The following is a 22,545-nucleotide window of genomic DNA, read 5'->3' as shown; positions in this document are numbered from 1 at the left end:
TAGGAGCGGCCGCGTTCTGGGCCCAGGCCGAAGTAGTGGCGGAAGTTGTAGATCAGCGGGCTCCAGGCCCCCGGGTCCACGTGGTTCGTGCCAGGGACGACGAGGCGGGGGTCGGCGTGCACCTTCGACACCACGGCCTCGGCGATGACGAACGAGCCCGACGCGTCCGCGCGTACGCTTACCGCCCTGGCCTCGAACTGCAGCGGACACTCCACCACGCGCGGCGGCCGCACGCCGTCGGAGGGGGCGGCGTGCAGGCCGGCGGCGCCGAACTTGTCGGGCTCGAAGCGGCAGCCGTCCGGTTTGCTCGCCGGGACGGGGTCGCGGCCGGTCAGCGGCGCCAGGCGTTCCACCGTCTCCCACTGGTACGCGGCCGGCAGGTTGATCACCAGGTCGGGCCGTTCGGCCAGGTTGCGCGCGGTCTGCCCCGCGCGGCCGACCCCGAGGACGATCGTCTTCCCCAGCGCCCACGCCGACGACATGGGCGCGAGGTTGAACGAGCCGTCGGGGTTCTCGGTGGACAACAACACGACCGGCGTCCCGAAGTACAGGATGCTCGGCTCGATGGTCACGTGGATGGACATGCACCGGAGCCTAGGAACGCGACGATCAAACCCCGGTCGAAGCGTGCCCGCCGGCGTCGCTCGCCGGGACGCCGGCGAGCGCGGACGGGGTCAGCGTGCGGCCACCGGCTCGGCGGCCTGCTCCACCGTCGTCCCGGGCGGGCCCGTGAGGATGCGTCTGACCTCCTCACGCATGGCCTCCATGGCGCGGACGAGGGCGAGGTTCGCGGCCGTGAGCGTGCGTACGTGCTCCTCGAGCTCGCCGACGCGCCGTTTCAGCGCGGCCAGCTCGACGTCGACCACGGGCGCCTCCAGGATCACCCGGCCACCCATCATCATCGTCACCTCCACAATCCGGACAAGACGATGGTCGCCGCGCGGCCGCCCCGCTGCCTAGCGCCATAAGGCTGGCTTTACCAGGACTTGTGGCACTGTTTCCGCTTCTGAAGCTACATCGTAGAGTCGCCCGGCTGAGCGCGATATATCGTCCCCTTTCCGGAAAGCAGCATCGACGGTACGGCCGCCGGCACGAACGCCGACTGCCCCGGCCGCAGCGTCAGCTCGTCCCCGAGCCGCCCCTCGCCCTCGACGCAGAGGACGATCTGCGGCACACCCCCCGGCAACACCGCAGCCTCCTCGCCCGTCAGCTCGTACCGCGTCAGGCCGAACTCGGCCGCCGGCGGCCGGTAGGCGTACGCGCCCTCGTTCGCCGGCTCCACCAGGAACGGCTCGGACGGCCCGAAGTCGACCACCCGCATCAGCTCGGGCACGTCCACGTGCTTGGAGGTGAGGCCGCAGCGCAGCACGTTGTCGGAGTTCGCCATGATCTCCACGCCGATGCCGCCCAGGTAGGCGTGGGGGACCCCGGCGCCGAGGTAGAGGGCTTCGCCGGGCCGCAGGCTGACGTGGTTGAGCAGCAGGGCGGCGGCGATCCCGGGGTCGCCGGGGTAGGCGCGGGCGATGTCGCCGTAGACGGCCTGATCGCCGTCATGCCGGTCGAGCAGCACGCGCTCGATCTCGGCGCGCAGCGGGCGCGCGGCGTCGTCCAGCATCGCGGCGAACACCTCGCGCACCGCCCGCGCGGGCTCGGCGCCGCGCAGCGTCGCGATCCAAGGGGCGAGCCCCGGCACGCCGAGGCCGTCGAGCAGATCAGCCGTGGCGGCCGGGTCGCGGAAGCCGCACAGCCCGTGGAAGGGTGTGACCGCGCACACCATCTCGGGTTTGTGCGAGGCGTCCTTGTAGGTGCGGGCGAAGTCGTCCAGCGGGATGCCCCTGGCCGTCTCGGCGGCGTACCCGGCCCTGGCCTGCTCGGCGGTCGGATGCACCTGCAAGGAGAGCGGGCGCTCGATCGCCAGCACCTTCAGCAGGTACGGCAGCGCGGCGCCGAACCGGGCGGCGGTGCGCTCGCCGAGCGCGGCGACCGGGTCGCGCGCGATGAGCTCGTTCAGCGGGACGCCCCCGGCGAGCGAGGGCGCGCCCGGGTGGGCGCCCATCCAGAGCTCGGCCTGCGGCTCGCCCGTCGGCTCCGTGCCGAACAACTCGGGCAGCGCGGTGACCGAACCCCAGTCGTAGGGGCGGATGACGGTGACCAGGCGCAGGGGCGCGGTGAGGTCGGGCTGTGGCACGGCGTCGGCTCCAATCGTCGTGATGGAGCGTAGAACGCCGTCGCCCCGTACGCGTACCCGGGGCCTCGCCGTGGCGGCGGCCGGGCCCATCGGGCCAGGCCGCCTTGTGTGCCACGGCGATCCGGTGTCAGCGGGCCGTCTCAGCGGGCCGCTCAGTGGGCGGTCTCAGCGGGCGGCGCGTGGGCCGAGCAGGACGGGCATCGTGCGGGTGCTGTTGCCCAGCAGGGTGTCCAGCGGGGCCAGCTCGTCGGGCGCGGCGGCCGGGGCGATCCGCGGGAACGCCTCGAACAACGCCGACAGCGCCACCTCCGCCTCCAGCCGGGCCAGCGGGGCCCCGAGGCAGAAGTGCGGCCCGTGCCCGAACGACAGGTGGTTGACCGGCTGCCGCGTCATGTCGAAGACGTCGGCGTCCTGGCCGTACTGCTCCGGGTCACGCCCGGCGGAGGCGAAGCAGGCCAGCACCGGCTCGCCTTCCTCCAGCCGGACGCCGTCGATCTCGACGTCGCGGGTGGCGTACCGCATCGGGAAGTACGCGATCGGCGAGTCCCACCGCAGCGTCTCCTCGACGGCCGCGCTGTACGGGCATCTGCCCGAGCGCAGCAGCTGGGCCTGGTCGGGCGCGTTCACCAGGGCGCCGATGGCGTTCGTGATGAGGTTGACCGTCGTCACGTGCCCGGCGATGAACAGCAGCTCGATCGTGGCGAACAGCTCGTCGTTCGACAGCCGCTCGCCGTCCCGCTCGCGCAGCTCGATCAGGTCGGTGATGAGGTCCTCGCCCGGCGTCTCACGGCGCTCCTCAATGATCTGGCCGAGCAGCACGTGCAGGTCCCCACGCAGGTCGGGCGAGTCGTCCAGGCTGCCGCCGACCTGCGCCACCGCGTCGGTCAGCTCGTGCAGCCGCTCCTGGCGCCCCGCCGGGATGCCGATCATGTACGAGATCACGTCCCGCGGCAGCGGGTAGGCGAACTCCTTGCGCATGTCCACCGGCTGGTCGGGCGGCATCTCGGCGAGCCGGTCGATCAGCTCGGCGGTGAGCTGCTCGATCCTCGGCCGCAGCGACGCGAGCCGGCGCGGCGTGAACGCGGCCTTCAGCGGCGCGCGCAGCCGCCGGTGCTCCTCGCCCTCGGCGTTGAGCATCGAGGTGTCGGTGACGATGCGGTCGATGGCGGTGCCCGGCGGCGAGGCCGCGCGCTGGGCCGGGTCCCAGTACCGGATCTCCCGCGACAGGTCGGGATGGGTCAGGACGGCCAGCAGCGTGGCGTACCGGGTCGCGGCCCAGGCCGGCACGCCCTCCGCTGTCACGGGCACGAGCGGCCCGAGCTTGCGCAGCAGGTCGTCGTCGCCGTGCAGGTCGCTGGTCGCGGGGTCGAGGACGAAGCGGCTGTCTTCCATGGTCATCCCCTTCTTCGCGGGCTGACCGCGAGCGCGGTCACGTCCATGCCGGGGTCACGGCCGAGGTAGAGGTCGCGGACCAGCTCGCCGGCGGCCGGCGCGTTGCACAGGCCGTGGCCGGAGAAGCCGGTCGCGTACAGGAAGGCCGGCGGGCCGGGCCGGTGGCCGATGAACGCGGTGCGGTCGGGGCTGGCGTCGCGCAGACCGGTGACGGCGGTGTGCAGGCGCGTCGCGGCCAGGCTCGGGTAGACCTCGCCGAGCCGGTCCGCCACGTCACGCCGCCACGCCTCCCGGTCCGGGCCCGGGTAGCCCATGCCGATGAGCAGCCGGTCGCCGCGCAGCCGTACCAGCAGGCCGCTGGCGGCGTGCAGGGTGACCGGGAGGTCGGGCGTCGTCGGCGGCAGCGGGTCGGTGGTGAGCAGCTCCTGCTCGATGGGCTCGGTGAGCGGCAGGTCCACCCCGGCGCAGCGCACCAGGGAGGCCGACCAGGCGCCGGCCGCGCACACGACGGCGTCGGCGCCGATCTCGCCGTCGGCGGTCCGCACGCGGCCCGCCTCCGGGTCGATCGCGGTGACGGCGCAGCCGGTGCGCAGCGCCGCCCCCTCCCGCTCGGCCGCCCGCGCGTACGCGGTGACGATCGCCGTGGTGTCGGAGATGTAGGCGTCCGGCGAGTACGCGGCGGCCAGCAGCGGCACGTCCCCGATGAGCGGGTTGAGCTTCCTGGCCTCCTCCGGCTCGATCAGGCCGACGTCCACGCCGGCGGCGTGCTGGGCGGGCAGGTCGGCCTCGAACGCCGAGACCTGCTCGGGCTCGGTGAACAGCACCAGGTAGCCCACCTGCCGCAGCGGCAGGTCCATGCCCGGCCGGGCCGGGAAGGCCCGGTAGGCGTCGAGGCTGCGCACGGCCAGCGCCGAGCTGACCGGGTTGCCCGCGAAGTACGAGCGCACCACGTCGGCGGTGGCGCGGGAGGCCCCGGAGCCGAGCGTGCCGCGTTCCAGCAGCGTCACGTCGACCCCGGCCTCGGCCAGGTGGTAGGCGATCGACAGCCCGATGACGCCGCCGCCGATCACCACCACCCGCCGGCCGCTCATGCGAGGACCGGCTCTCTGCGCAGGTGGTCGCCCGCCTGCCACGGGAACAGGTGGAGGTTCCAGCCGCCCAGGCAGTTGCAGTAGAGCGCCATGTGCGCCATGACGGAGATGAAGTCCTCGTGGCTGTCGACCCGCTCCAGCCCGTCCAGCATGCGCTGGGTGAAGTCCCACAGGGTGTCCAGCCCGCAGTAGCCGAGGAACTCGGCCGGGGTGTGGGCCAGCTGGCGGGTCATCTGGCGCAGCCACGGCATCGGCATGCCGTCGAGCGCGGCCCGGACGAGGCCGCCGTAGCAGCTGTAGCCGAGCGGCCGGGTCTCGCCGTTGACGAACAGCAGCGTCGTCAGGACCGTCTCGTAGCTGCCGGCGCCCGACGGGATGCGGCCCTGGTGCAGGTCGAGCAGCTCCTGCGGCGGGTTGAGCCAGATCCGCTGGGTCTCGGCGTGCACCTCGGCGATGAGCCGGTTGAGCTCCGGGTCGCCGATCGGCAGGCGCGGCAGCTGGTGGCCGCTGGGCTCGCCGGCGCGGCGCACCTCGGCGATGATCGGCTTCTTGGTGGTGTAGACCGAGTTCCAGACCTCGTGGCCCGCCTGCACCAGGCCCTCGATGTCCTCCTCCACGATCTGGCCGATCGGGGTGGCGTTCATGGGCTCGGTGAGCTCGCCGTACTTGATGCCGAGGTGCTGGAGCCGGGAGCAGAACAGCGTGCCGTCGGGCACGGTGCGCCGGTCCACGCGGTATTCGGCGGGTGTGTAGAGCAGCGAATGGGCCGGGGCCACGTGGTACAGGTGGTACCCCGCGACCAGGGCGTGGCCCTGCAGGCTGCGGTAGGGCAGCGCGTCCCACAGGCACTGGGCCAGGGCGGGGTTGCGCTGGTCGAGATCGGCCCGCACGGTGATGCCGAGGTCGGGCCAGGCTATTTCCACACGCTTGGATTCGTTCACGGTACGTCACTCTATAGTCACGATTTGTGGCGATAGAGGCGGGGGTGGCCTGTTTACCGCCCCATGACACCGTCTGGGCACAGCAGTGCCCAACTGCGCTCGTCGCCCCAAATGGATGATGTGTCCACGTATGGCTGGATAAGGGCGGTGAGGACGGGGTCGCCGTGCCCGTTCAGCTCGGCCAGGGCGATCTTGCGGGCCACGCCCGCCAGCACGTCGGCGATCTGCACCCGCTCGTCCAGGACCGAGTCGACCAGCCGCAGCCCCGCCATCCGGCCACCGAGCAACTTCCGCAGCTGCGTGATGCGCTCGTCGGTCAGGATGGTCTGGCGGTCGTGCACGATCGTGACGGGCCGGCCGTCCGCGCCCCAGAAGTCGACCACCCGCACGACGGCCGGGATCAGCGGATCGAGCGCCGGGAAGACGTACGGGTCGGCTGTCAGGCGCTCCCTGAATTCCTCGACCCGCTCCCTGGCCAGCCACAGCGCCCGCATGATGCCGCCCGCCGGGCCCTCGGCCGCGCGCAGGGCGTCGACCAGCAGGAACGTCTCCTCGACCGACGGGGTGACACCGTTCTTGACCCGCAGGAGCTGGTTGAACGAGCCGAGCAGCGCCGTCCACCGCTCGGCCCCGAACGCCTGCCGCCCCTCGCGGTAGAGCGTGCGAGCCGTGGCCTCGGCCTGCGGGTCGAGGCCGAGGCGGGGAGCGTGGTCGGGGGAGAGCAGCCCGGCGACCTTGCCGGCGACGTAGAAGGTCTTGTCGGTCAGGAACACGTGCACCCGGCCCAGCGCCGGCCCTTCGGGGCCGAGCAACCACAGCAGCGCCGCGCGGTGCTTCTCGCGCAGGACGTGGCCGGCGCGGTATTCGACGGCCGGGGTCGGCGCCCGCTCGCGCAGCTCCGCGACGACAGCAGCCGCCGTCGCGGCGTCCATCAGCGCGCCGGCGTGCGCGAACACGTCGCTGTTGCCGCCGACGAGTTTCTCGCCTTCCGAGCCGGACTCGTCGCACGCGATCTCGACAGGCACGCCGGTGAATCTAACCCGCGGATCGCCGGTTCCGCGAGGGGATTTCCGCTGTCAGCCGGTCTGCGGCGCGGTCAGCTCGGCGCTGCCCTCCCACAGCTCCCGGGCGATCTTCCTGTCGTACGACTGCTCCGACGAGCGCGTGGGGCGCAGGCCGGTGAAGTAGCGGCCGGTGGTGTCGGCGAAGCGCGGGGAGACGAGAAGTTCGGCGAGGGCGGCGCCCGACCGTTGAGGCGTGCGCACGCCGAGGGCGGGCACCAGCGTCAGCACCGGGAGCACGCGACGCCAGGCCCACCGCATGAGCGGGGGATAGTCGCGGGCCAGCCCGGTGCCCGGCATGAGGCCCGGATCGAAGGCGTTCACCCGCAGCTCGGGATGCCGGCGCGCCAGCTCGTACGCGGTCAGCACGTTGCACAGCTTCGAGGTGGCGTAGCGGCGGCGGCCCTCTTTGGGGGAGTGGTCCTCCGGCGGGCGGGCGAGCTCGGCGGCGCTGGTGTATCGCGGCGCGGGGACGCCGGTGTGCTGCGCGGGGTCGTGCGTGCCACTGGAGACGAAGACGATCCGCCCTCCCCCGGCCATCATCGGCAGCAGCAGATCGACCAGGGCGAAATGGGCCAGGTGGTTGACCGCGAAGGTCGTCTCGTACCCGTCCCGGGTGTACGTGAGCCCCCGGACGACCTGTACGCCGGCGTTGCACGCGACGGCGTCGAGCGGCAGCCCCTCGTCGCGGTGGGCGGCGGCGAAGCGGCGTACCTCGGCCAGCGAGCCCAGGTCGAGGGCCCGGCCGCGCACGTCGCCGCCGGTCTCCGCGCGCATCCGCTCCGCCGTCCGCTCCACCCGGTCCAGGTCGCGGCCGGTGATGACGACCACCCGGTTCCGACCGGACGCCACCCGCCTGGCCGCCTCGTACCCGAGCCCGCTGGTGCCACCGGTGATGAGCACGGCGTTCATGAGACCTCCCTGGATTGATACCAAGTATCGTATGAGATGGAGTCTCGACTTGTCGGGCCGGCGAGCGAATGTCTGGATCCGCTACCCCGCCGACGCGTGTGCCGCCTTCACCGGTTTGACGATCTACCGCCGGGATAGCAGACAAGGGCCCGCGTTTTCCACCTCCGACCAGGCGGGCGAGACGACCATGAGCATGGAGTTCGAGCTACGGTGTCCGGTCAGTGCGGACCTTGGCTTCATCCGCGACCTCGTACGTCTGCACGCCCGCCACAGCGGCCTGCGCGGTGAACGGCTGGACGACCTCGTCCTGGCCGTCAACGAGGCGGTCACGAACGTCCTCGACCACGGCGGCAAGGCCGGTACGGTCACGGCGGTCAGGACCGGCCGGGGGGTGCGCGTGGAGGTCATGGACGTCGCCGGCCGGCTCACCGGCGACCACCTCGGCTCGGCCACGATCGACCCGGCCGGCTCCCACGGGTTCGGCCTGTGGGTGATCCGGCACCTGTGCGACGAGGTCGTCGTGGAGCAGACGGCGGCCGGCTCCCGGCTGACCCTGCACGTGCACCGGGGCATGTCCCCGCGCTACCGGCCGTTCGGGCGGCACGGAAGCAACGAGACCCAGCACGCCGGAAACTGAGCGGAGATCCCGGCCGCCGGGCATGATGTTCGGTGACCGAACGTCACTCGGCATGGAGCGCGCCGGTGAGCGGCATTCGACCCTTTCGGTCCCGCCGGACGTTTCGATCCCGAAGATCCTATGACGAACCGCCTTTCCGGAAAGGGTCTGCAGGATTAGAGTGGCGGCGACGGCACCACCCCCCGCCGGCTCACCTCAGGAGAGGGAGGGCACACGATGCCTCCCGACCGCCGACCACCTCGAGGCACATCCGAGCCGCCACCGCACCCCAGGGCGGCCGCTCCTCCTCGACCCGGCCCGGCGCACGTTCATGGCCGGCAGCGGCTGCGCCCGCTGCTCAGCCCCGACTCCGCACGTCACGTTCCCACGGCCCATCGCCAGGAGTTCCCCGTGAACCTCACCTGCCGCCACCTTCCGGGCGCCACCCTCATCACCGTGGCAGGACAAGTGGACACCACCTCCTCCGCGCGCCTGGAGGACTACATTCACCAGCACCACCGCAAGCTGAGCGACGACCTCGTCTTCGACGTCAGCCGCATGGCCTTCCTCGACAGCTCGGGTCTGGCCGTCCTGCTCGCGACCGCCACCCTCGCCCGGGGCCACGGCGCGGGCGTTCACCTGGCGGGCCTGCAGGCCACGCCCGCCCGGCTGCTGAACGTCACCGGCGCCCGCCAGGCGGTCACCGTCCACGAGCACCTCGACCAGGCCGTCGCCGCCGCCATCGCCGCCGCCGGCTCCGCCCGCCCCGACACCACGTCCTGACGTCACGCCCAGCCGTACACCGACCTGATGGCGGCGGCGACCTCGTTGACGAGGGCCATGTTGTCGCCGTTGGCGAGCACGGCGTAGCCCGCGCCGAGCTCCGGATAACCCTTGAAGACGGACTTGAAGCCGTAGTTGGAGCCGTCGTGGGTGTAGGAGAAGCCGTCCGTCCCCGCGCCGGAGACGAACAGCCCCCGGCCCATGCCGGGCTGCGGGCCGGTGGTGAGCAGCGTGCGGGCCGAGGCCCTGGTCAGGGGGCCGCCGATGTCGCCGGAGGAGGTCCAGGCCCGGTTGAGGTACGCGATGAGCCGGCACAGGTCCAGCACCGTTGTGTACAGGCCGGCGGCGGCCGACTCCGGGTAGCGGTTGCGCCTGCCCGGGATCACCGCGCCGGTCGCGGTGTGCCCGGAGGCCAGCTCGAAGCCGGGTGACAGCGCGTACGAGCTGGAGCGCATGCCGAGCGGCGCGAACACCTCCTCGTCCATGTAGCGCGCCAGCGGCAGGCCGGTCAGCTGCTCCACCATGCGCTGCAGCAGCACGAAACCCGCGCCGGAGTAGTGGTACTCGGCTCCCGGGTCGGTGGTGAGCTCGATCCTCGGGGAGTTCCCCTCGCCGTTCATCACCCGCAGCAGCGTCGGCACGGTCGCGCCGGGGCCGTAACCGGCGAACCCGCCGCCGCCCGAGGTGAAGCCGGAGCAGGCGTCGGCCGGGGAGGTGGAGCCCCGGCCGACGACCCCCGCCCGGTGGGTGAGCAGCCGGTCGACGGTGGGGACCGCCGTCTCCGGGACGCACGGCCGGCGCGGCAGCGTCCACCCGAGGTGGGGGCGGACGTCGCCGTCCAGCGGCAGGCCGCGGTTCTGCAGCAGGCGCAGCACGCCGACCGCGGCGACCGCCTTGCTGATGGAGGCCGCCTGGAACGCCGTCTCCGGGTGCGCGGCGGCGGCGCCGCCCGCCTCCAGCACGCCGTACCCGGTGGACCAGGCGATCGTGTTGCCGACGACCACCGCGACGGCCACGCCCGGCGTGTTCCAGGCGCTCATGCGCTCCCGGATGCCCACCCGGTTCTCGACCTGCCGGACGCGGTCGGCGGGCAGCGCCGGTGCCTTGCCGCGCGAGCCCAGCGACCAGCCACCGGCGACCGGCGAGAACGCCAGGTTGTGGAGCTGCCAGCCGTCGCCGGCCAGAGCGGTCATCTGCCGGTAGCACTCGTCGTCGATGCCGCGCACGTGGAACTCGTCCTGCGCGACGACCGCCCAGCCGCCGCCGGGCGGGAACGCCACGCGGGTGACCCGCCGGCCGCCCTGCGTCAGGTTGCGCATCATCTGGTAGCACTCGTCGTCCACGCCCCGGGCGAAGAAGCCGGTCGTGGACGTCACCACCCAGCGCTCTCCGCCGGCCGGGGGGAAGGCGACGTCGACCACCTGCCTGCCCGCGGCGTAGTCGGCCGAGATCCGCTGGTGGCACGCCTCGGGCAGCCCGCGTGCGGACACCCCCCGGTCCGTGGTGATCACCCAGCGGTCGCCGCCCTCCGGCGGGAACGCCACGCAGTGGATCGTCCGGCCGGCGCCGGCCAGCCGCCCGAGCTCGGCGAAGCACGCGTCGGGGATGCCGCGGGCGAAGTAGCGGCCGTCCCGCGTCACGACGACCCAGCCGTTGGACGGCGTGAACGCGAACGCCGTGATGCCGTACGGCGCCAGCTCGCCCATTTTCGTGTGCGCCTCGTCGGGGATGCGCCGGTTGACATACGGGAAGCCCGCCGCCTGCGCCGGGCCGGCGACCGACACGGCCGTCAGCCCGGCCGCGCCGGTGAGGGTGAGAAAACGTCTCCTGTCCATGCGATGGCTCCTCGGGGGGACGATCTGCCGTGCGTCGGAACCGTACGATCCTGGCAGAGCGCGCGCGGTCCCGCCTCGTGCGGCAGGCTGAGAGGGGCGCCGTGTGACCTCCGTGCGGCGTGCGTGTGAGAGGGGCCTCGATGGCGCGGACGGCCGGATTTCAGAACCCGCGCTTCGCACGCGCGTACGTCACGGCCGCCGAGCTGGCCGACCGGCGGGGCGCGTACGAGCATCGGCGCCGCCTCCTGACCGGCCTCGGCGGGCGCGTGGTCGAGGTCGGCGCCGGGAGCGGCCTGAACTTCGCGCACTATCCCGCGACGGTCACCGAGGTCGTGGCCGTGGAGCCGGACGACACGCTGCGCGCCCACGCGGCGGCCGCGGCGGCGTCGGCTCCCGTCCCGGTGACGGTGGTGCCCGGGCACAGCGAGGACCTGCCGGGCGGCGCGGACGCGTTCGACGCGGCGGTCACGTCGCTGGTGTTGTGCACGGTGCCGTCGCCCGAGCGGGCGCTGGCGGAGATCGCCCGGGTGCTGCGACCCGGCGGCGTGCTGCGCTTCTACGAGCACGTACGCTCCCCGAACCCCGTCTTCGGCCTGTTCGAAGACCTGATCGCCCCCGCCTGGCGGCGGGCCGCGGGCGGCTGCCACCTCAACCTCGACGCTCTCGCGACGATCCGGCGGGCCGGATTCACCGTCGAGGCCGCCGACCGGTTCACCTTCTCGCCCCAGCCCGGAATGCCCCGTCTGACCCACGTCACCGGCCGCGCCCGCCTGCCCCGCGGATAGCCTCGGGCGGCACGGTCAAGACCCGACCATGGAGGCTCGATCTCCGGAAATATGCCAGGTCAGCGGCCTAATCTCGTGCGCATGCGGATCGATGTGAATGCCTGGCTTCCCGTTCCCGAGCGGTCCGTGACCGCGATCCTTCCGGCGGAGACGGGGCCGGGCCACTGGGCGGGCGCGCCCAGCGCCGTCCTCTGCGACGGCTGGATCTACCTCGCCTACCGGCTGCACCGGCCGGTGGAGCGGGGACGCGGCCACACCGTCGTCGTGGCGCGCTCGTGTGACGGCGAGCGCTTCGAGACCCTCCAGGAGATCGCCAAGGAGGAGATGGAGGCCGAGTCGCTGGAGCGTCCCACCCTGGTGCGCACGCCCCGGGGCCGCTGGCGGCTCTACCTGAGCTGCGCGACGTATGGGACGGGGCATTGGCGCGTCGAGGCGCTGGAGGCGGGCGCCCCGGGCGCGTTCGACGTCAGGAAGCGCACGACCGTGCTGCCCGGCGACCCGAAGACGGGCGTCAAGGACGCGGTGATCGTCCAGCGCGACGGCACCTGGCACCTGTGGGCCTCCTGCCATCCGCTGGCCGACCCGCAGGCGGCCGACCAGATGGTCACCGACTACGCCACCAGTGCCGACGGCCTCCTGTGGACCTGGCACGGCACCGCGCTGAGCGGCCGGCCGAACGCCTGGGACGCCCGCGGCGTCCGGGTCAGCGCCGTACGGTTCACCCGGGACGGGGTGCTGGCCTTCTACGACGGCCGGGCCGCCGCGGCCGAGACCGGCGAGGAGCGGACCGGCATCGCCGCGGGAACCGAGCCCGGCGCGCTCATCCCGCTCGGTGACCGTCCGGCGGCGGAGTCGCCGCACGCGGGGCGCGGCCTGCGCTACCTCGACGTTGTGGACCTGCCGGGGGGACGCGCCCGGCTCTACTACGAGTTCACCCGCGCCGACGGAGCCCACGAGCTGCGTACCGAACTGCGTCCCTGAACGACGCTCGCGGTAGGTTGGGCGGCACGGGGGAGGGCCGGCACATGCATGATTTTCTGGGTTCGCGCGCTCCTTCCTTTTAATTCCTACCAGAAGTATGGGAAAATCGGGTCATGAGCCTGGACGAGATCCGTGCGTCGAGCGCCCGTGCCGACTCCCCGCTGGCCGCCGCCGTCATGGCCGGCCGGTGGATCCGGTCCGCGGCCGTCGACGACGAGCGCGGGCGACGCTGGAAGGCCAACCCCGACCCGCGCGGCACGTCGGCCGTCACCCCCGAGCCCTGGTCCCTGTACTCCGGGGCCGCGGGGATCGTGCTGTTCTTCCTCGAGCTCGCCGCCGCCACCGGGCACGAGGCGTACCTGGAGGACGCCCGCGCGGGGGCGCGCCGGCTCGCCGCCACCTGGCGCGAGCAGCACGACCTCACCCTCTACCACGGGCTGACCGGCGTCATGGTCGCCCTCATGGAGGCCGGCTGGGCCCTCGGCGACGAACGCTTCGAGGCCGAGGCCGCCGCCATCGCCGACCGGATCGTGCGCCGCGGCGCCGAGTCGGGCGACGGCGTCCGATGGTCCGGCGAGCCCGCCCAGCGCGGCGAGGGCGGCATCATCCTCGGGCTGCTGCGCGCCGCCGCCCACCTCGGCCGGCCGGCGTACGAGGCGGCGGCCGTCGAGGCGGGCCGGCGCATCGCCCGGCTGCCCGTGCCGGGCCACCGCTTCGGCGACTGCGCCGACCTGCCCGTCGACGCCGTCACCCCCGGCTTCCTGGCCGGCACGTCCGGCACCGCGTTCCTGCTGGCCCGGCTGTACGGCGTCACCGGCGAGCCGCTCTTCCTCAGCGCCGCCCGCAGCGGCGCCGCCTTCGTCCGCGAGGTCAGCGCCGTGACCGGCGGCTGCGCGGTCGTCCCACACCACGTGCCGCAGGCCCGCGGCCTGCACTATCTCGGCTTCTGCTCCGGCTCGGCCGGCGTGGCCAGGATGTTCTACGAGCTCTATCGGGTGGCCGGCGATCCCGGCGACCTGGAGTGGGCGCAGCGGCTGGCGCGCGGCATCGTCACCAGCGGGGCGCCGGGCCGGCGCAGCGAGGGCTACTGGAACGTGGCCTGCCAGTGCTGCGGCACGGCCGGGCTGATCGAGCTGTTCGTCGGTTTAGGAGCGGCGACCGGTGACGGGTCGCATCTCGACTACGCCCGCGTGCTCGCCGCCGACCTGACGGGCCGGGCCACCGGCGACGACGGGGAGGGCTACCGCTGGTACCAGGCGTACCGGCGGCTGCGGCCGGGGGAGGTGTCGGCCGACACCGGCTACATGGTGGGCGCGGCCGGCATCGGCGCGGCCCTGCTCCACCTGGACGCCGCCGCCCAGTCCGAGCACCCGCGCCGCGTCATCCTGCTGCCCGACAACCCGTTCCCGGCCATTCCGCTTCCGCACGTCGCCTGACCGGTCCGGGAGGGTTGTACCGTTTCTTGCGTGTCCTTTCTTGATGCGCTCTCCGCCGCTCTCCCCCCGAGCCGGATCTTCCTCGATGACGACGTCATGGCCGCCTACTCCCGCGACCAGGCCGCCTGGGCCGCCGCCGGACGGCCGGTCGCGCTGGTGAAGCCGGAGGACGCCGAGCAGGTGCGCGCCGTGGTGGCCGTCTGCGCCGAGCACCGGGTGCCCGTCGTGACGCGCGGCGCCGGCACCGGCCTGTCCGGCGGCGCGAACGCCGTCGACGGCTGCGTGCTGCTCGCGCTCGACGGCATGGACCGCATCCTCGAGATCGACGCCGACGAGCAGCTGGCCGTCGTGCAGCCGGGCGTGGTCAACGACCACCTGCGCGCGGCGGTCGCCGAGCACGGCCTGTGGTACCCGCCCGACCCGGCCAGCTCGCCGTGGTCCACGATCGGCGGCAACGTCGCCACCAACGCGGGCGGCGTGTGCTGCGTCAAGTACGGCGTCACCCGCGACTACGTGCTCGGCCTGCGCGTCGTGACCGCCGCGGGCGACCTCGTGACGCTCGGCCGGCGCACCCGCAAGGGCGTGGCCGGCTACGACCTGACCGGCCTGTTCGTCGGCTCGGAAGGCACCCTGGGCGTGATCACCGAGATCACCGTGCGGCTGCTGCCGCTGCCCGCCAAGCCACCGCAGACGGTCGTCGGCGCGTACGACTCGCTGGTGGCGGCGGGCCAGGGTGTGGCGGCGGCTTCCGCGTCCGGGATCACCCCGGCCGCGCTGGAACTGGTCGACCGCTACTGCCTGCGCGCCGTGGACGACTGGAAGAACATGGGCCTGACCGACCTCGGCGACGTCCTGCTGCTCGGCCGCATCGACACCGGGAACGAGCGCGAGGCCGAGGCGCTGCAGGACTGCTTCGACCGCGCCGGCGCCACCTGGAGCACCCGCTCGACCGACGCGGAGGAGGCCGAGGCGCTGTTCTCCGCCCGCCGGCTCGCCTACCCGGCGCTCGAACGGCTCGGCCCCGTGCTGACCGAGGACGTCTGCGTGCCGCGCGGCCTGGTCCCCGAGATGCTCGGCCGCATCGAGGCGCACGCCAAGGCGCACGACGTGCACATCGCCAACATCGCGCACGCCGGCGACGGCAACCTGCACCCGCTGATCGTCGTTCAGGCGGGCGACGACGAGGCGCGCGCCCGGGCGCAGCAGGCGTTCGAGGCCATCCTCGACGACGCCATCGCGCTCGGCGGCACGGTCACCGGCGAACACGGCGTGGGCCTGCTGAAGAAGCGCGGCTTGGCAGCCGAGCTGGGCGAGGACGTGATCGCGCTGAACCGCGCGATCAAGGCGGCGCTGGACCCGCACGGGATCTTCAACCCCGGCAAGGTCATCTGAGGAGCGCCACACGCGGAGACCGACCAGCGGTGACGGAGCGGGCCCGCACTGCCTCGAGACCTTTCAGGTACGGAGGCCCTGCGTCACGGTCGCGGGAAGATCGAGCACTCCGAGCAGGGACAGCAGGCCCAGCACGGCCAGGGTCGACAGGACGGCCCAGGCCACCGGATTGCCGAAGTTGAGGGTCCAGCGGCTGCCCGCCCGCTGGTGGACGAGGATCGCCGGGTCCATCCGGTTGGCGTAGATCATTCCCGCGAGATGCCAGTGCCGGTCGTCGTCGCGCTGCACGAATCCGGACTCCCGCGCCTCCTCCGGCCGGAGGGGCAGCCGGTGGCCGGCCTCGCCGACCCGTACGCCGAAGATCAGGAAAGACAGGGCGGCGGCGGTCAGGGGCGTCCACGTGGCGGCGGTCACCGCCGCGGAGGGGGCGACGACCTCCCACAGCTGAAGGGCGAGCAGGAACATGGCCCAGCCGGCGCCGGCCGCGACGGCCGGCAGCAGTCTCGCCATGCCGTTCAGGTAGACGCGGTAGCGGCGGGCCGAGCCGGCGGGCTGGGCGGCGTCCAGCTCGGGTCTGGCGCGCAGCAGGGCCGCGATCAGCAGCGGCGTGAGCAGGGTGAGCGCCGCCTGCGTGATGACCGGCGAGAAAGCGGTGGCGAAGGTGGTGGCCGTCCTGGTGGTCGCGTCGACGCCCATCCCTCGCATCGTGGGCAGGGTGGCGGGTAGTTCCCCGAACCGCCAGACCCCCGTGACCGCGGTGAGCACCAGCAGCAGGACGGACGGGATCAGCAACGGCCACGGCAGCCGTACCGGACCGGTACGCAGGGTGGTGTCGGCGGTGACAGCCTGCCGGGCGCCGGCGTACCAGTTCCCCTGCCGTTTGGCGGCCACGACCGCGCGGTGGGCCGCGTGGTAGAGCGCCAGGTGCGCGGCGGCCAGGACCGTGGCGGTGGCGGGCAGCATGGCGGGCGAACCGAGCAGGACGACCGCGACGGGAGCGGCCGGCGCCGCGACCGCGCCGGTGACCAGCACGGCACGGGCGTAGCGGCGGCGCTGAACGGTGACGGCGGGATCGCTCACGTGGCTGCCGGGCACCCGCACGCCGAACGGCAGCGTCGGACGGGCCAGGACGGGGGCCGCCCAGGCCGCGGCGGTTAACAGCGCGACCAGGGACAGGCAGGCCAGGGCCATCATGATCATGCCGGCGTTCCTTTCTTGACCGCGAACGAGCTCAGCACCTCTTCGCAGCGCAGCATCGCCTCATCGGTGTTCAGACCGTGGACCGCGGCCTCGGCGAGCAGCGTGCGCAACCGCGCCTGCCACTCGTCGGTGAACCCGGCCTCCGGCGGCCCGGACCCGGCGTCGCGGCGCACCACGGCGCCGCTCTTGCGGTTGATCCGGATGACGCCCTGCCGGCGCAGCAGGTCGTAGGCCTTGTTCACGGTGTGGAAGTTGATCGACAGGTCGGCGGCCAGCTGCCGGGTGGAGGGCAGCGCCGACCCCTCCGCCAGATCACCGTCGGCGACGGCCTCCACCACCCGATCCCTGATCTGCTGGTAAATCGGCACCTCGCTGTCGAGGTCGATCGTCAGAAGCACACTCAGACTCTATCTGATATAGAAGTACTATAACAGATTACCGGGGCCGGCCGAGCGCCCTGCGGCGCGACACCGCGCCTCGCCTGCGGCGGATCCCGTCGTCGTCACTCCACGAGGGACTGGGTGCCGAGCACGGTGAGGAGGGCGAGGCGGTCGGCGTCGTCGGTGCCCGGCTCGGCCGTGTAGATCATGATGCGCAGGTCGCTGCCCGTCACGGTGAGCACGTCGCAGTCGAGCCTGAGCGGGCCCACCTGCGGGTGGTCGATGGTCTTGCGCGCGGACTCGTGGTGGCCGACGGCACCGGAGTCCCACAGGCCGGCGAACCGTTCGCTGTGGGCGCGCAGGTCGGCGATCAGCCGCCGGAGCCGCCGGTCGGCCGGGTAGCGGCCGGCGGCCGTACGCAGGTCGGCGACCAGCGCGGCCTCGAACGCGCGCAGCGACTCCGGGGTGTGCCTGGCCCTGGAGCCGGGGCCGACGAAGTGGCGCCACACGCTGTTGCGCTCGTCGCCGCGCCACCCCGTCGGGTCGCCCATCAGGGCCGCGTACGGCGGGTTGGCCACGATCAGTGTCCAGGACGCGTCGTAGACGGCGACGGGCGTGCCGGTCATCCGGTCCAGCAGCCGCTGGACGCCCGGGGTGACGTACGCGGGCACCGTCTCCGGGCCGGGCGGCGCCAGGCCGGCCAGCCCGAACAGGTGGGCGCGTTCCTCCGCCGACAGCCGCAGGGCCCGCGACAGCGCCTCGACGATCTGCGCCGACGGGTGGGCCGCGCGGCCCTGTTCGAGGCGGGTGACGTAGTCGACGGAGATCCCGGCCAGCAGGGCCAGCTCCTCGCGGCGCAGCCCGGCGGCGCGCCGTATCCCGCCCGAGGGCAGCCCGGTGGCCTCGGGGGAGACCCGGTCGCGCCAGCGGCACACCGCCCGGCCGAATTCCGTAGTCGCCATGCCTCCCAGTCTGCACCCGGCGCCGGCGTCCTGCCTGGTACGGAGAGTCCCAGGATCCGGAGGCGACTGGCTGACCCCCTGGCCAGGCGAGATCGTCGAGACATGACAACCACTCTCATCACCGGAGCCAACAAGGGCCTCGGCTTCGAGACCGCCCGCCGGCTCGTCGCCGCCGGTCACACCGTCTTCGTCGGCGGCCGCGACCCCGAACGCGTGCGCCGCGCCGCCGACGCCCTCGGCGCCCGGCACGTCGTCATCGACGTCACCGACGACGCGTCCGTCGCCGCCGCCGTCCGGGCCGTCGAGGCCGAGGGCGGTCTCGACGTGCTCGTCAACAACGCCGGCATCGAGACGCGGACCTCGGACAACGGCGTGCCCGGCGCGGCCGACGTGACCCCCGGCATGGTGCGCGACCTGTTCGAGACCAACGTCTTCGGCGTCGTCCGCGTCACCCACGCGTTCCTGCCCCTGCTGCGGCGCTCGGCCGCCCCCGTCGTGGTCAACGTGAGCAGCGGCCTGGGCTCGCTCACCCGGATGAGCGACCCCGGCACGCCCGGGTCCGCCTACCCGGGCCTCGAGTACCCGGCGTCGAAGGCCGCGCTCAACATGATCACCTTGCAGTACGCGAAGGCGTTCCCGCAGATGCGGGTCAACGCCGCCGACCCCGGCTTCACCAGGACCGACCTCAACGGCCGCACCGGCACCCAGACCGTCGAGGAGGGCGCCGAGATCATCGTCCGCCTGGCGCGGGTGGAGCCGGACGGCCCGACCGGCGGCTACTTCGCCGCCGACGGCCCCGTCCCTTGGTGATCCCTGTACGCGCGGGGTGTCCGGTAGGAGCCCTTCACGTGGGCATAGTTCACCCCATGGAATGCACCACCCGTACCGCGACCGGCTCCGTGGAGGAGACCGTGGAGCGGCTCAAGGAGTTGATCACGGCCAGGGGGCTGACGCTCTTCGCCGTCATCGAGCACGACGTGGCCGCCGCCGCCGTCGGGCTGAAGATGCGTCCCTCCAAGGTGGTGATCTTCGGCAACCCGAAGGTGGGCGCCCCGATCATGATCGCCGCTCCGCTGGCCGCGCTCGACCTGCCCCTGCGGCTCCTCGTGTGGCAGGACGCGTCCGGCAAGACCAAGGTCAGTCACCACCTCGTCGGCGAACTGAAGCGGCGGCACGGCCTCACCGACGAGCAGGGCGCGGCCCTGGACGTCTTGGACGGCCTGGCGGCCGCCGTGGCGGGATGACCGCGCCCGCCCGGGAACGCCGCTCAGGAACGCCGCTCGGGCGCGAAGCGCTCAGGGTCGGCGGCGACGAAGTCGGCGATCGTGGCGGGCGGCCTGCCGAGGATCCGCTGGACGTCGCCGGTCGCCCGGTCGTACCGGTTGGCGGCGTGCAGGCGGGCCATCGTGGCCAGGTGGTCGGTCACGTGCCCAGGCAGTGCCAGCGTGCCGAGCTCCTGCCGTGCCCACCTCTCGTACGGCATGTCCACGTACACGATGCGCCGCCCCAGCGCCGCGCCGAACTCCTCCGCCAGCTGGCGTAGGTCGCGGGAGGCGCCGCCGGTCAGCTCGTACACCGCGCCGACGTGCGGCGCGGGGCAGGCCAGCACGGCGGCCACCACGTCGGCGACGTCGCGGGCCGCGACGGGCGAGGTGCGACCCGGCCCGAACGGCAGGCGGATCTGGTCGTGGCGCCGGATCGACGCGGCGGCCAGGTCGCGCAGCAGCGGGTTCTCCATGAACACGGTGGGCCTGATGTGCGTGACCGGCAGGCCCGACCAGTTCAGCACCTGCTCGCCGAGCCAGTGCTGCCGATGCTGGCGGGATTCGGCGGTGCTGCGCAGGTCCATCTGGGAGACGGTCATCTGTGACATGTTCACGAAGACCTCCAGGTCGCCCTGAGCACGGGCGGCGGCAGCGGCGGCGGCCGTCGCCTCGACGAGGCTCGGCGACGGGGTCATCGCGAAATACAGGCGGCGGCAGCCGTCCAGGGCGCGGGCGACGTCCCCGGCGAGGGTCAGGTCGCCGGAGACCACCTCGGCCCCGGCGGCGCGGAGGCCGTGCGACCGGTCGTCCTCGCGGTGGACGAAGGCGCGCACCGGCAGGCCGCGCTCCAGCAGGTCGCCTGCCACCCTGCGGCCGATGCCGCCGGCGGCGCCGGTGACGAGGATCGGCGATGCGGGCACGATGTCCTCGTGACCGCCCTCCGTTGCCGCAAACCCTCAGATAGGACGGGATAGCGGCATATTTCCGGCACGAGGGCGTCCGGCATCGCCCTGACCTGGGCGTCGCGGGTGCGCGGGTTCCTCGTCGCCGTCACCGGAGCGGTCGCCGCGCTGGCGGCCGTGACGGGCGTGGGTGGGACGTCGGCGGCCGGTTCGGGGCTTCGGTGGCGGTTCATGTGTTGCTCGGCTTGCCGGGTTCGGGTTCGCCGTCGTGGTGAGGTCGGTGACGGTGCCGATGGTCGTGCTCGTCGTCACGGCCGTTCTCGTGTCACCGCTGCTGCGGAGCGGTCTCCCCGATGTCGTGCGGGTTCCTTCCGGATGAAGCGGCTCTGGGTCTCGCCGGGATGGCCGCCGATCCCGCCACCGCGCTCGGGCCGGGCGCCGGGCTCGTCGTGCTGGCCGGATGGGCGGTTGGGGCGGTCGCCCTCGCCCGGCACGTCTTCGTCCGCAGGGACGGCTAGCGCTTGGTGCCACAGGTCGACGATGGCCGGCAGCGTGCCGGCGGCGTCGTGCGACGGGTCCAGCAGGGCGCCGTGGATCTGGGCCTCGATGCCCTGGACGGCCAAGAGCGCGTTCAGCTCGGGATCCGGTCCGCCGGCGCCGAGACGGCGGAGCTCGGCGGCGAGGGCGGCGGCCATGCGCTGTTCTGCCGCGCGGAAACGGGCCACCAGGCCGGGGGTGCGGGGGCTCAGGTCGTACAGCAGCCGGTGCAGCGCCGGGCGGTCGGTGTGCAGGTCGGCCACGCGGCGTACGAGTTGGGTCAGCAGCCCGTGCAGCCCGGGACGCTCCTCGCCGGCCTGGACGAACACCTCGGAGACATGCCCCTCCATCTCGGCCAGGCAGTGCTCGGCCAGCGCGACCAGCAGGGCGTCCTTGTTCGGGAAGTACTGGTACAGCGAGCCGATCGACACCCCGGCCCGTTCGGCGATCTTGTTGGTGGTGGTCTCTCCGTAGCCGTGCCGCTGGAAAAGCTGAGCGGCCGCCTCGAGGATCGCCGCCACCGTCTCGCGTGAGCGCTGCTGGCGAGGCTGTTTGCGGGGCGTGAGCACGGGCCTCCTATGCGAGTACCGAAAACTGAGAATAGCTCGCATCATGGGTGGAGCGCAGCGCTTGCCGCCCACTTCTCCCCGCCGGAACGGAGCTCTCTTCGTGCTGCTCGACTACGCCGTCCTCATCGCCCCCGGGATCCTGCTGATCGGCGCCTGCTTCGCCCTCGCGCGGGCCGACCGCGATCCGCTGCTGCGCATCCTGCTGCTCGTCCTGGGATTCATCCTGATCCGGGACGCGATGACCCCGATCGGGTTCTGGCGCTTCGGGACCGCGGGCGTCGTGCCGTGGGTCCGCTTCACCGATCACGCGCCCACCCTGCTGGTCCTCGGCCTGGGCACGCTGGCCGTCACCGCGCTCCTGCTCCGGGACCGTGGGTTGCGCGCGCTCGTGCGCTGGGGCCGCCCCGGCGCCGCCGCGGTGGGCCTGGGCCTCGGCGGCGGCGCGCTGGCCGCCGCCCCGGTGCTCCTGCTCACGCAGTTCACCCCGCTCGGCGGGCGCGGGGGAGCGGTCGCCGCCGGGCTGCTGCCCGTCCTGCTGTTCTTCTGCCTGGCCGGCAACCTGGCCGAGGAGGTGCTGTTCCGCGGCTTCCTGCAGGGCCGGCTGGAGGAGGACGGCGCCCCCGTACGGGCGGCGCTGCTGTCGGGTGTGCTGTTCGCCGCCTGCCACGCCTTCCTCGCCACCACCGTCACCACCGTCGGCTGGCCCCTGCTGGCGTTCACCCTCGCGGAGGGCCTGATCTGCGCCTTCCTGCGCCTGCGCCACGGCGTCATCGCCGCCGCCCTGGCCCACGGGAGCGCGATCTTCCTGCTCTCGTGCGGGCTGGCCTGACCGGCCTAGGCTTGCGCGCGTGGAGATCCGCCCCCGAACCCCCGCCGACCTCGACGCCTGCGTCGAAGCCCTCGCCGCCGTGCACGCCGCCGACCGCTACCCCGTGGACTGGCCGGACGACCCCGCCCGCTGGCTCACCCCTGACGACGCGATCGAGGCGTGGATCGCGGTCGAGGACGGCGTGGTGCTCGGCCACGTCGCCCTCACCCGCGACATGGAGGTCACCCGCCTGTACGTCGCCCCCGCCGCCCGCGGCCGCGGCGTGGCCCCCCGGCTCCTCGACACCGTACGTTCCGCCGCCGGGAACCCGCTGCGGCTGGAGGTCTCCTCCGAGGGCAAGGCCGCGATCGCGCTCTACGAACGGTCAGGCTGGCGCCGCACCGGCACCACCCGCGCCACCTGGCGCGACACCACCGGCGAGCCCGCCGTCCTGCACCACTACGTCAGCCCGCCGGCCCTGGGAAGCAACGAGAACTAGTTTCTCCAGT

The 22,545-nt window shown here is 73.3% G+C and carries 23 protein-coding genes and 1 pseudogene; 10 read left to right on the top strand and 14 right to left on the bottom strand.

Translation table 11 applies throughout. The features are described from left to right. Nucleotides 1–35: 35 nt before the first annotated feature. From ACIBP6_RS09630 to ACIBP6_RS09595, 8 genes and pseudogenes are all read right to left on the bottom strand, one after another. Nucleotides 36–584 (bottom strand): annotated as a pseudogene (locus tag ACIBP6_RS09630) (flavin reductase family protein); the annotation flags it as partial. 90 nt (nt 585–674) lie between these two features. Further along, entirely contained in the window at nt 675–902 is a 228-nt protein-coding gene (locus tag ACIBP6_RS09625; RefSeq protein ID WP_397050510.1) for a hypothetical protein, read from the bottom strand. A 110-nt stretch (nt 903–1,012) separates the two neighbouring features. Next, entirely contained in the window at nt 1,013–2,188 is a 1,176-nt protein-coding gene (gene manA / locus ACIBP6_RS09620; RefSeq protein ID WP_397050508.1) for a mannose-6-phosphate isomerase, class I, read from the bottom strand. A 165-nt stretch (nt 2,189–2,353) separates the two neighbouring features. Continuing rightward, nucleotides 2,354–3,580, bottom strand: coding sequence for a cytochrome P450 (locus tag ACIBP6_RS09615; RefSeq protein ID WP_397050507.1), 1,227 nt, complete (start codon nt 3,578–3,580; stop codon nt 2,354–2,356). 2 nt (nt 3,581–3,582) lie between these two features. Beyond that, nucleotides 3,583–4,671, bottom strand: coding sequence for an NAD(P)/FAD-dependent oxidoreductase (locus tag ACIBP6_RS09610; RefSeq protein WP_397050505.1), 1,089 nt, complete (start codon nt 4,669–4,671; stop codon nt 3,583–3,585). Next, the gene (locus ACIBP6_RS09605; protein ID WP_397050503.1) at nt 4,668–5,612 is read right to left on the bottom strand and encodes a cucumopine synthase-related protein; all 945 of its coding nucleotides are present in this window, start codon (nt 5,610–5,612) and stop codon (nt 4,668–4,670) included. Before ACIBP6_RS09605 ends, ACIBP6_RS09610 begins: the two co-directional genes overlap by 4 nt. A 53-nt stretch (nt 5,613–5,665) precedes the next feature. Next, the gene (locus tag ACIBP6_RS09600) at nt 5,666–6,637 is read right to left on the bottom strand and encodes a hypothetical protein (protein WP_397050501.1); all 972 of its coding nucleotides are present in this window, start codon (nt 6,635–6,637) and stop codon (nt 5,666–5,668) included. Nucleotides 6,638–6,688: 51 nt separating this feature from the next. Then, entirely contained in the window at nt 6,689–7,585 is an 897-nt protein-coding gene (locus tag ACIBP6_RS09595) for an SDR family NAD(P)-dependent oxidoreductase (RefSeq protein WP_397050500.1), read from the bottom strand. A gap of 187 nt (nt 7,586–7,772) precedes the next feature. Here ACIBP6_RS09595 and ACIBP6_RS09590 point away from each other — a divergent pair, with 187 nt between their 5' ends. Together ACIBP6_RS09590 and ACIBP6_RS09585 are read left to right on the top strand one after the other, a co-directional pair. Next, nucleotides 7,773–8,222, top strand: a complete 450-nt coding sequence (locus ACIBP6_RS09590; protein WP_397050498.1) for an ATP-binding protein — start codon at nt 7,773–7,775, stop codon at nt 8,220–8,222. 390 nt (nt 8,223–8,612) lie between these two features. Continuing rightward, nucleotides 8,613–8,984, top strand: coding sequence for an STAS domain-containing protein (locus tag ACIBP6_RS09585; RefSeq protein ID WP_397050496.1), 372 nt, complete (start codon nt 8,613–8,615; stop codon nt 8,982–8,984). A 2-nt stretch (nt 8,985–8,986) separates the two neighbouring features. Here ACIBP6_RS09585 and ACIBP6_RS09580 read toward each other — a convergent pair whose 3' ends face one another. After that, on the bottom strand, nt 8,987–10,819 hold the full coding sequence (locus ACIBP6_RS09580; protein ID WP_397050494.1) for a serine hydrolase domain-containing protein: 1,833 nt from the start codon (nt 10,817–10,819) through the stop codon (nt 8,987–8,989). A 140-nt stretch (nt 10,820–10,959) separates the two neighbouring features. On the opposite strand from ACIBP6_RS09580, the gene ACIBP6_RS09575 reads away from it, so the two are divergent. The 4 genes from ACIBP6_RS09575 to ACIBP6_RS09560 all read left to right on the top strand — a co-directional run bounded on the left by ACIBP6_RS09575 (nt 10,960) and on the right by ACIBP6_RS09560 (nt 15,413). After that, entirely contained in the window at nt 10,960–11,604 is a 645-nt protein-coding gene (locus ACIBP6_RS09575; protein WP_397050492.1) for a class I SAM-dependent methyltransferase, read from the top strand. A gap of 81 nt (nt 11,605–11,685) precedes the next feature. Further along, on the top strand, nt 11,686–12,585 hold the full coding sequence (locus tag ACIBP6_RS09570) for a hypothetical protein (RefSeq protein WP_397050490.1): 900 nt from the start codon (nt 11,686–11,688) through the stop codon (nt 12,583–12,585). Between the two features lie 113 nt (nt 12,586–12,698). Next, complete coding sequence (locus tag ACIBP6_RS09565) at nt 12,699–14,021, top strand: lanthionine synthetase LanC family protein (protein WP_397050488.1); 1,323 nt, start codon at nt 12,699–12,701, stop codon at nt 14,019–14,021. A gap of 96 nt (nt 14,022–14,117) precedes the next feature. Further along, a complete protein-coding gene (locus tag ACIBP6_RS09560) occupies nt 14,118–15,413 on the top strand; it encodes an FAD-binding oxidoreductase (RefSeq protein ID WP_449594203.1) in 1,296 nt (431 codons plus the stop codon). Between the two features lie 63 nt (nt 15,414–15,476). Here ACIBP6_RS09560 and ACIBP6_RS09555 read toward each other — a convergent pair whose 3' ends face one another. The 3 genes from ACIBP6_RS09555 to ACIBP6_RS09545 form a co-directional block, all read right to left on the bottom strand. Next, nucleotides 15,477–16,613, bottom strand: coding sequence for a DUF1648 domain-containing protein (locus ACIBP6_RS09555; RefSeq protein ID WP_397050485.1), 1,137 nt, complete (start codon nt 16,611–16,613; stop codon nt 15,477–15,479). Beyond that, nucleotides 16,610–17,011 (bottom strand): GntR family transcriptional regulator, encoded by a 402-nt coding sequence (locus ACIBP6_RS09550; protein WP_397050483.1) that lies wholly within the window; start codon nt 17,009–17,011, stop codon nt 16,610–16,612. The genes ACIBP6_RS09555 and ACIBP6_RS09550 overlap by 4 nt, the downstream gene beginning before the upstream one ends. 104 nt (nt 17,012–17,115) lie before the next feature. Continuing rightward, complete coding sequence (locus ACIBP6_RS09545; protein ID WP_397050481.1) at nt 17,116–17,955, bottom strand: helix-turn-helix transcriptional regulator; 840 nt, start codon at nt 17,953–17,955, stop codon at nt 17,116–17,118. Between the two features lie 102 nt (nt 17,956–18,057). On the opposite strand from ACIBP6_RS09545, the gene ACIBP6_RS09540 reads away from it, so the two are divergent. Continuing rightward, entirely contained in the window at nt 18,058–18,765 is a 708-nt protein-coding gene (locus ACIBP6_RS09540) for an SDR family NAD(P)-dependent oxidoreductase (RefSeq protein ID WP_397050479.1), read from the top strand. Nucleotides 18,766–18,821: 56 nt separating this feature from the next. Next, nucleotides 18,822–19,199 carry a DUF302 domain-containing protein gene (locus ACIBP6_RS09535; protein ID WP_397050477.1) on the top strand — a complete coding sequence of 126 codons (378 nt, stop codon included), beginning with the start codon at nt 18,822–18,824 and terminating at the stop codon, nt 19,197–19,199. Between the two features lie 23 nt (nt 19,200–19,222). Here ACIBP6_RS09535 and ACIBP6_RS09530 read toward each other — a convergent pair whose 3' ends face one another. Next, entirely contained in the window at nt 19,223–20,140 is a 918-nt protein-coding gene (locus ACIBP6_RS09530; RefSeq protein ID WP_397050475.1) for an NAD(P)H-binding protein, read from the bottom strand. A gap of 290 nt (nt 20,141–20,430) precedes the next feature. Continuing rightward, complete coding sequence (locus ACIBP6_RS09525) at nt 20,431–21,228, bottom strand: TetR/AcrR family transcriptional regulator (protein WP_397050473.1); 798 nt, start codon at nt 21,226–21,228, stop codon at nt 20,431–20,433. A 100-nt stretch (nt 21,229–21,328) separates the two neighbouring features. On the opposite strand from ACIBP6_RS09525, the gene ACIBP6_RS09520 reads away from it, so the two are divergent. Beyond that, entirely contained in the window at nt 21,329–22,057 is a 729-nt protein-coding gene (locus tag ACIBP6_RS09520; RefSeq protein WP_397050471.1) for a CPBP family intramembrane glutamic endopeptidase, read from the top strand. Nucleotides 22,058–22,076: 19 nt separating this feature from the next. Next, nucleotides 22,077–22,535: a GNAT family N-acetyltransferase gene (locus tag ACIBP6_RS09515; protein ID WP_187368217.1), complete on the top strand. Its 459-nt coding sequence runs from the start codon at nt 22,077–22,079 to the stop codon at nt 22,533–22,535. The last annotated feature ends 10 nt before the right edge of the window (nt 22,536–22,545 follow it).

It is taken from the genome of Nonomuraea terrae, from assembly GCF_044465245.1.
Classification (GTDB): Bacteria; Actinomycetota; Actinomycetes; order Streptosporangiales; family Streptosporangiaceae; genus Nonomuraea; species Nonomuraea terrae.
The sequence above is the reverse complement of the archived record's forward strand: the minus strand, read 5'-3'. Positions and strand labels throughout refer to the sequence as shown.

Excerpts from the sequence above, each read along its gene's own strand:
- ACIBP6_RS09570 (WP_397050490.1), top strand. The coding sequence starts at position 11,686 with ATGCGGATCGATGTGAATGCCTGGCTTCCCGTTCCCGAGCGGTCCGTG.
- ACIBP6_RS09590 (WP_397050498.1), top strand. The coding sequence starts at position 7,773 with ATGAGCATGGAGTTCGAGCTACGGTGTCCGGTCAGTGCGGACCTTGGC.
- ACIBP6_RS09595 (WP_397050500.1), bottom strand. The coding sequence starts at position 7,585 with ATGAACGCCGTGCTCATCACCGGTGGCACCAGCGGGCTCGGGTACGAG.
- ACIBP6_RS09580 (WP_397050494.1), bottom strand. The coding sequence starts at position 10,819 with ATGGACAGGAGACGTTTTCTCACCCTCACCGGCGCGGCCGGGCTGACG.
- ACIBP6_RS09610 (WP_397050505.1), bottom strand. The coding sequence starts at position 4,671 with ATGAGCGGCCGGCGGGTGGTGGTGATCGGCGGCGGCGTCATCGGGCTG.
- ACIBP6_RS09565 (WP_397050488.1), top strand. The coding sequence starts at position 12,699 with ATGAGCCTGGACGAGATCCGTGCGTCGAGCGCCCGTGCCGACTCCCCG.
- ACIBP6_RS09575 (WP_397050492.1), top strand. The coding sequence starts at position 10,960 with ATGGCGCGGACGGCCGGATTTCAGAACCCGCGCTTCGCACGCGCGTAC.
- ACIBP6_RS09625 (WP_397050510.1), bottom strand. The coding sequence starts at position 902 with ATGATGATGGGTGGCCGGGTGATCCTGGAGGCGCCCGTGGTCGACGTC.
- ACIBP6_RS09535 (WP_397050477.1), top strand. The coding sequence starts at position 18,822 with ATGGAATGCACCACCCGTACCGCGACCGGCTCCGTGGAGGAGACCGTG.
- ACIBP6_RS09555 (WP_397050485.1), bottom strand. The coding sequence starts at position 16,613 with ATGATCATGATGGCCCTGGCCTGCCTGTCCCTGGTCGCGCTGTTAACC.
- ACIBP6_RS09540 (WP_397050479.1), top strand. The coding sequence starts at position 18,058 with ATGACAACCACTCTCATCACCGGAGCCAACAAGGGCCTCGGCTTCGAG.
- ACIBP6_RS09560 (WP_449594203.1), top strand. The coding sequence starts at position 14,118 with ATGGCCGCCTACTCCCGCGACCAGGCCGCCTGGGCCGCCGCCGGACGG.
- ACIBP6_RS09545 (WP_397050481.1), bottom strand. The coding sequence starts at position 17,955 with ATGGCGACTACGGAATTCGGCCGGGCGGTGTGCCGCTGGCGCGACCGG.
- ACIBP6_RS09615 (WP_397050507.1), bottom strand. The coding sequence starts at position 3,580 with ATGGAAGACAGCCGCTTCGTCCTCGACCCCGCGACCAGCGACCTGCAC.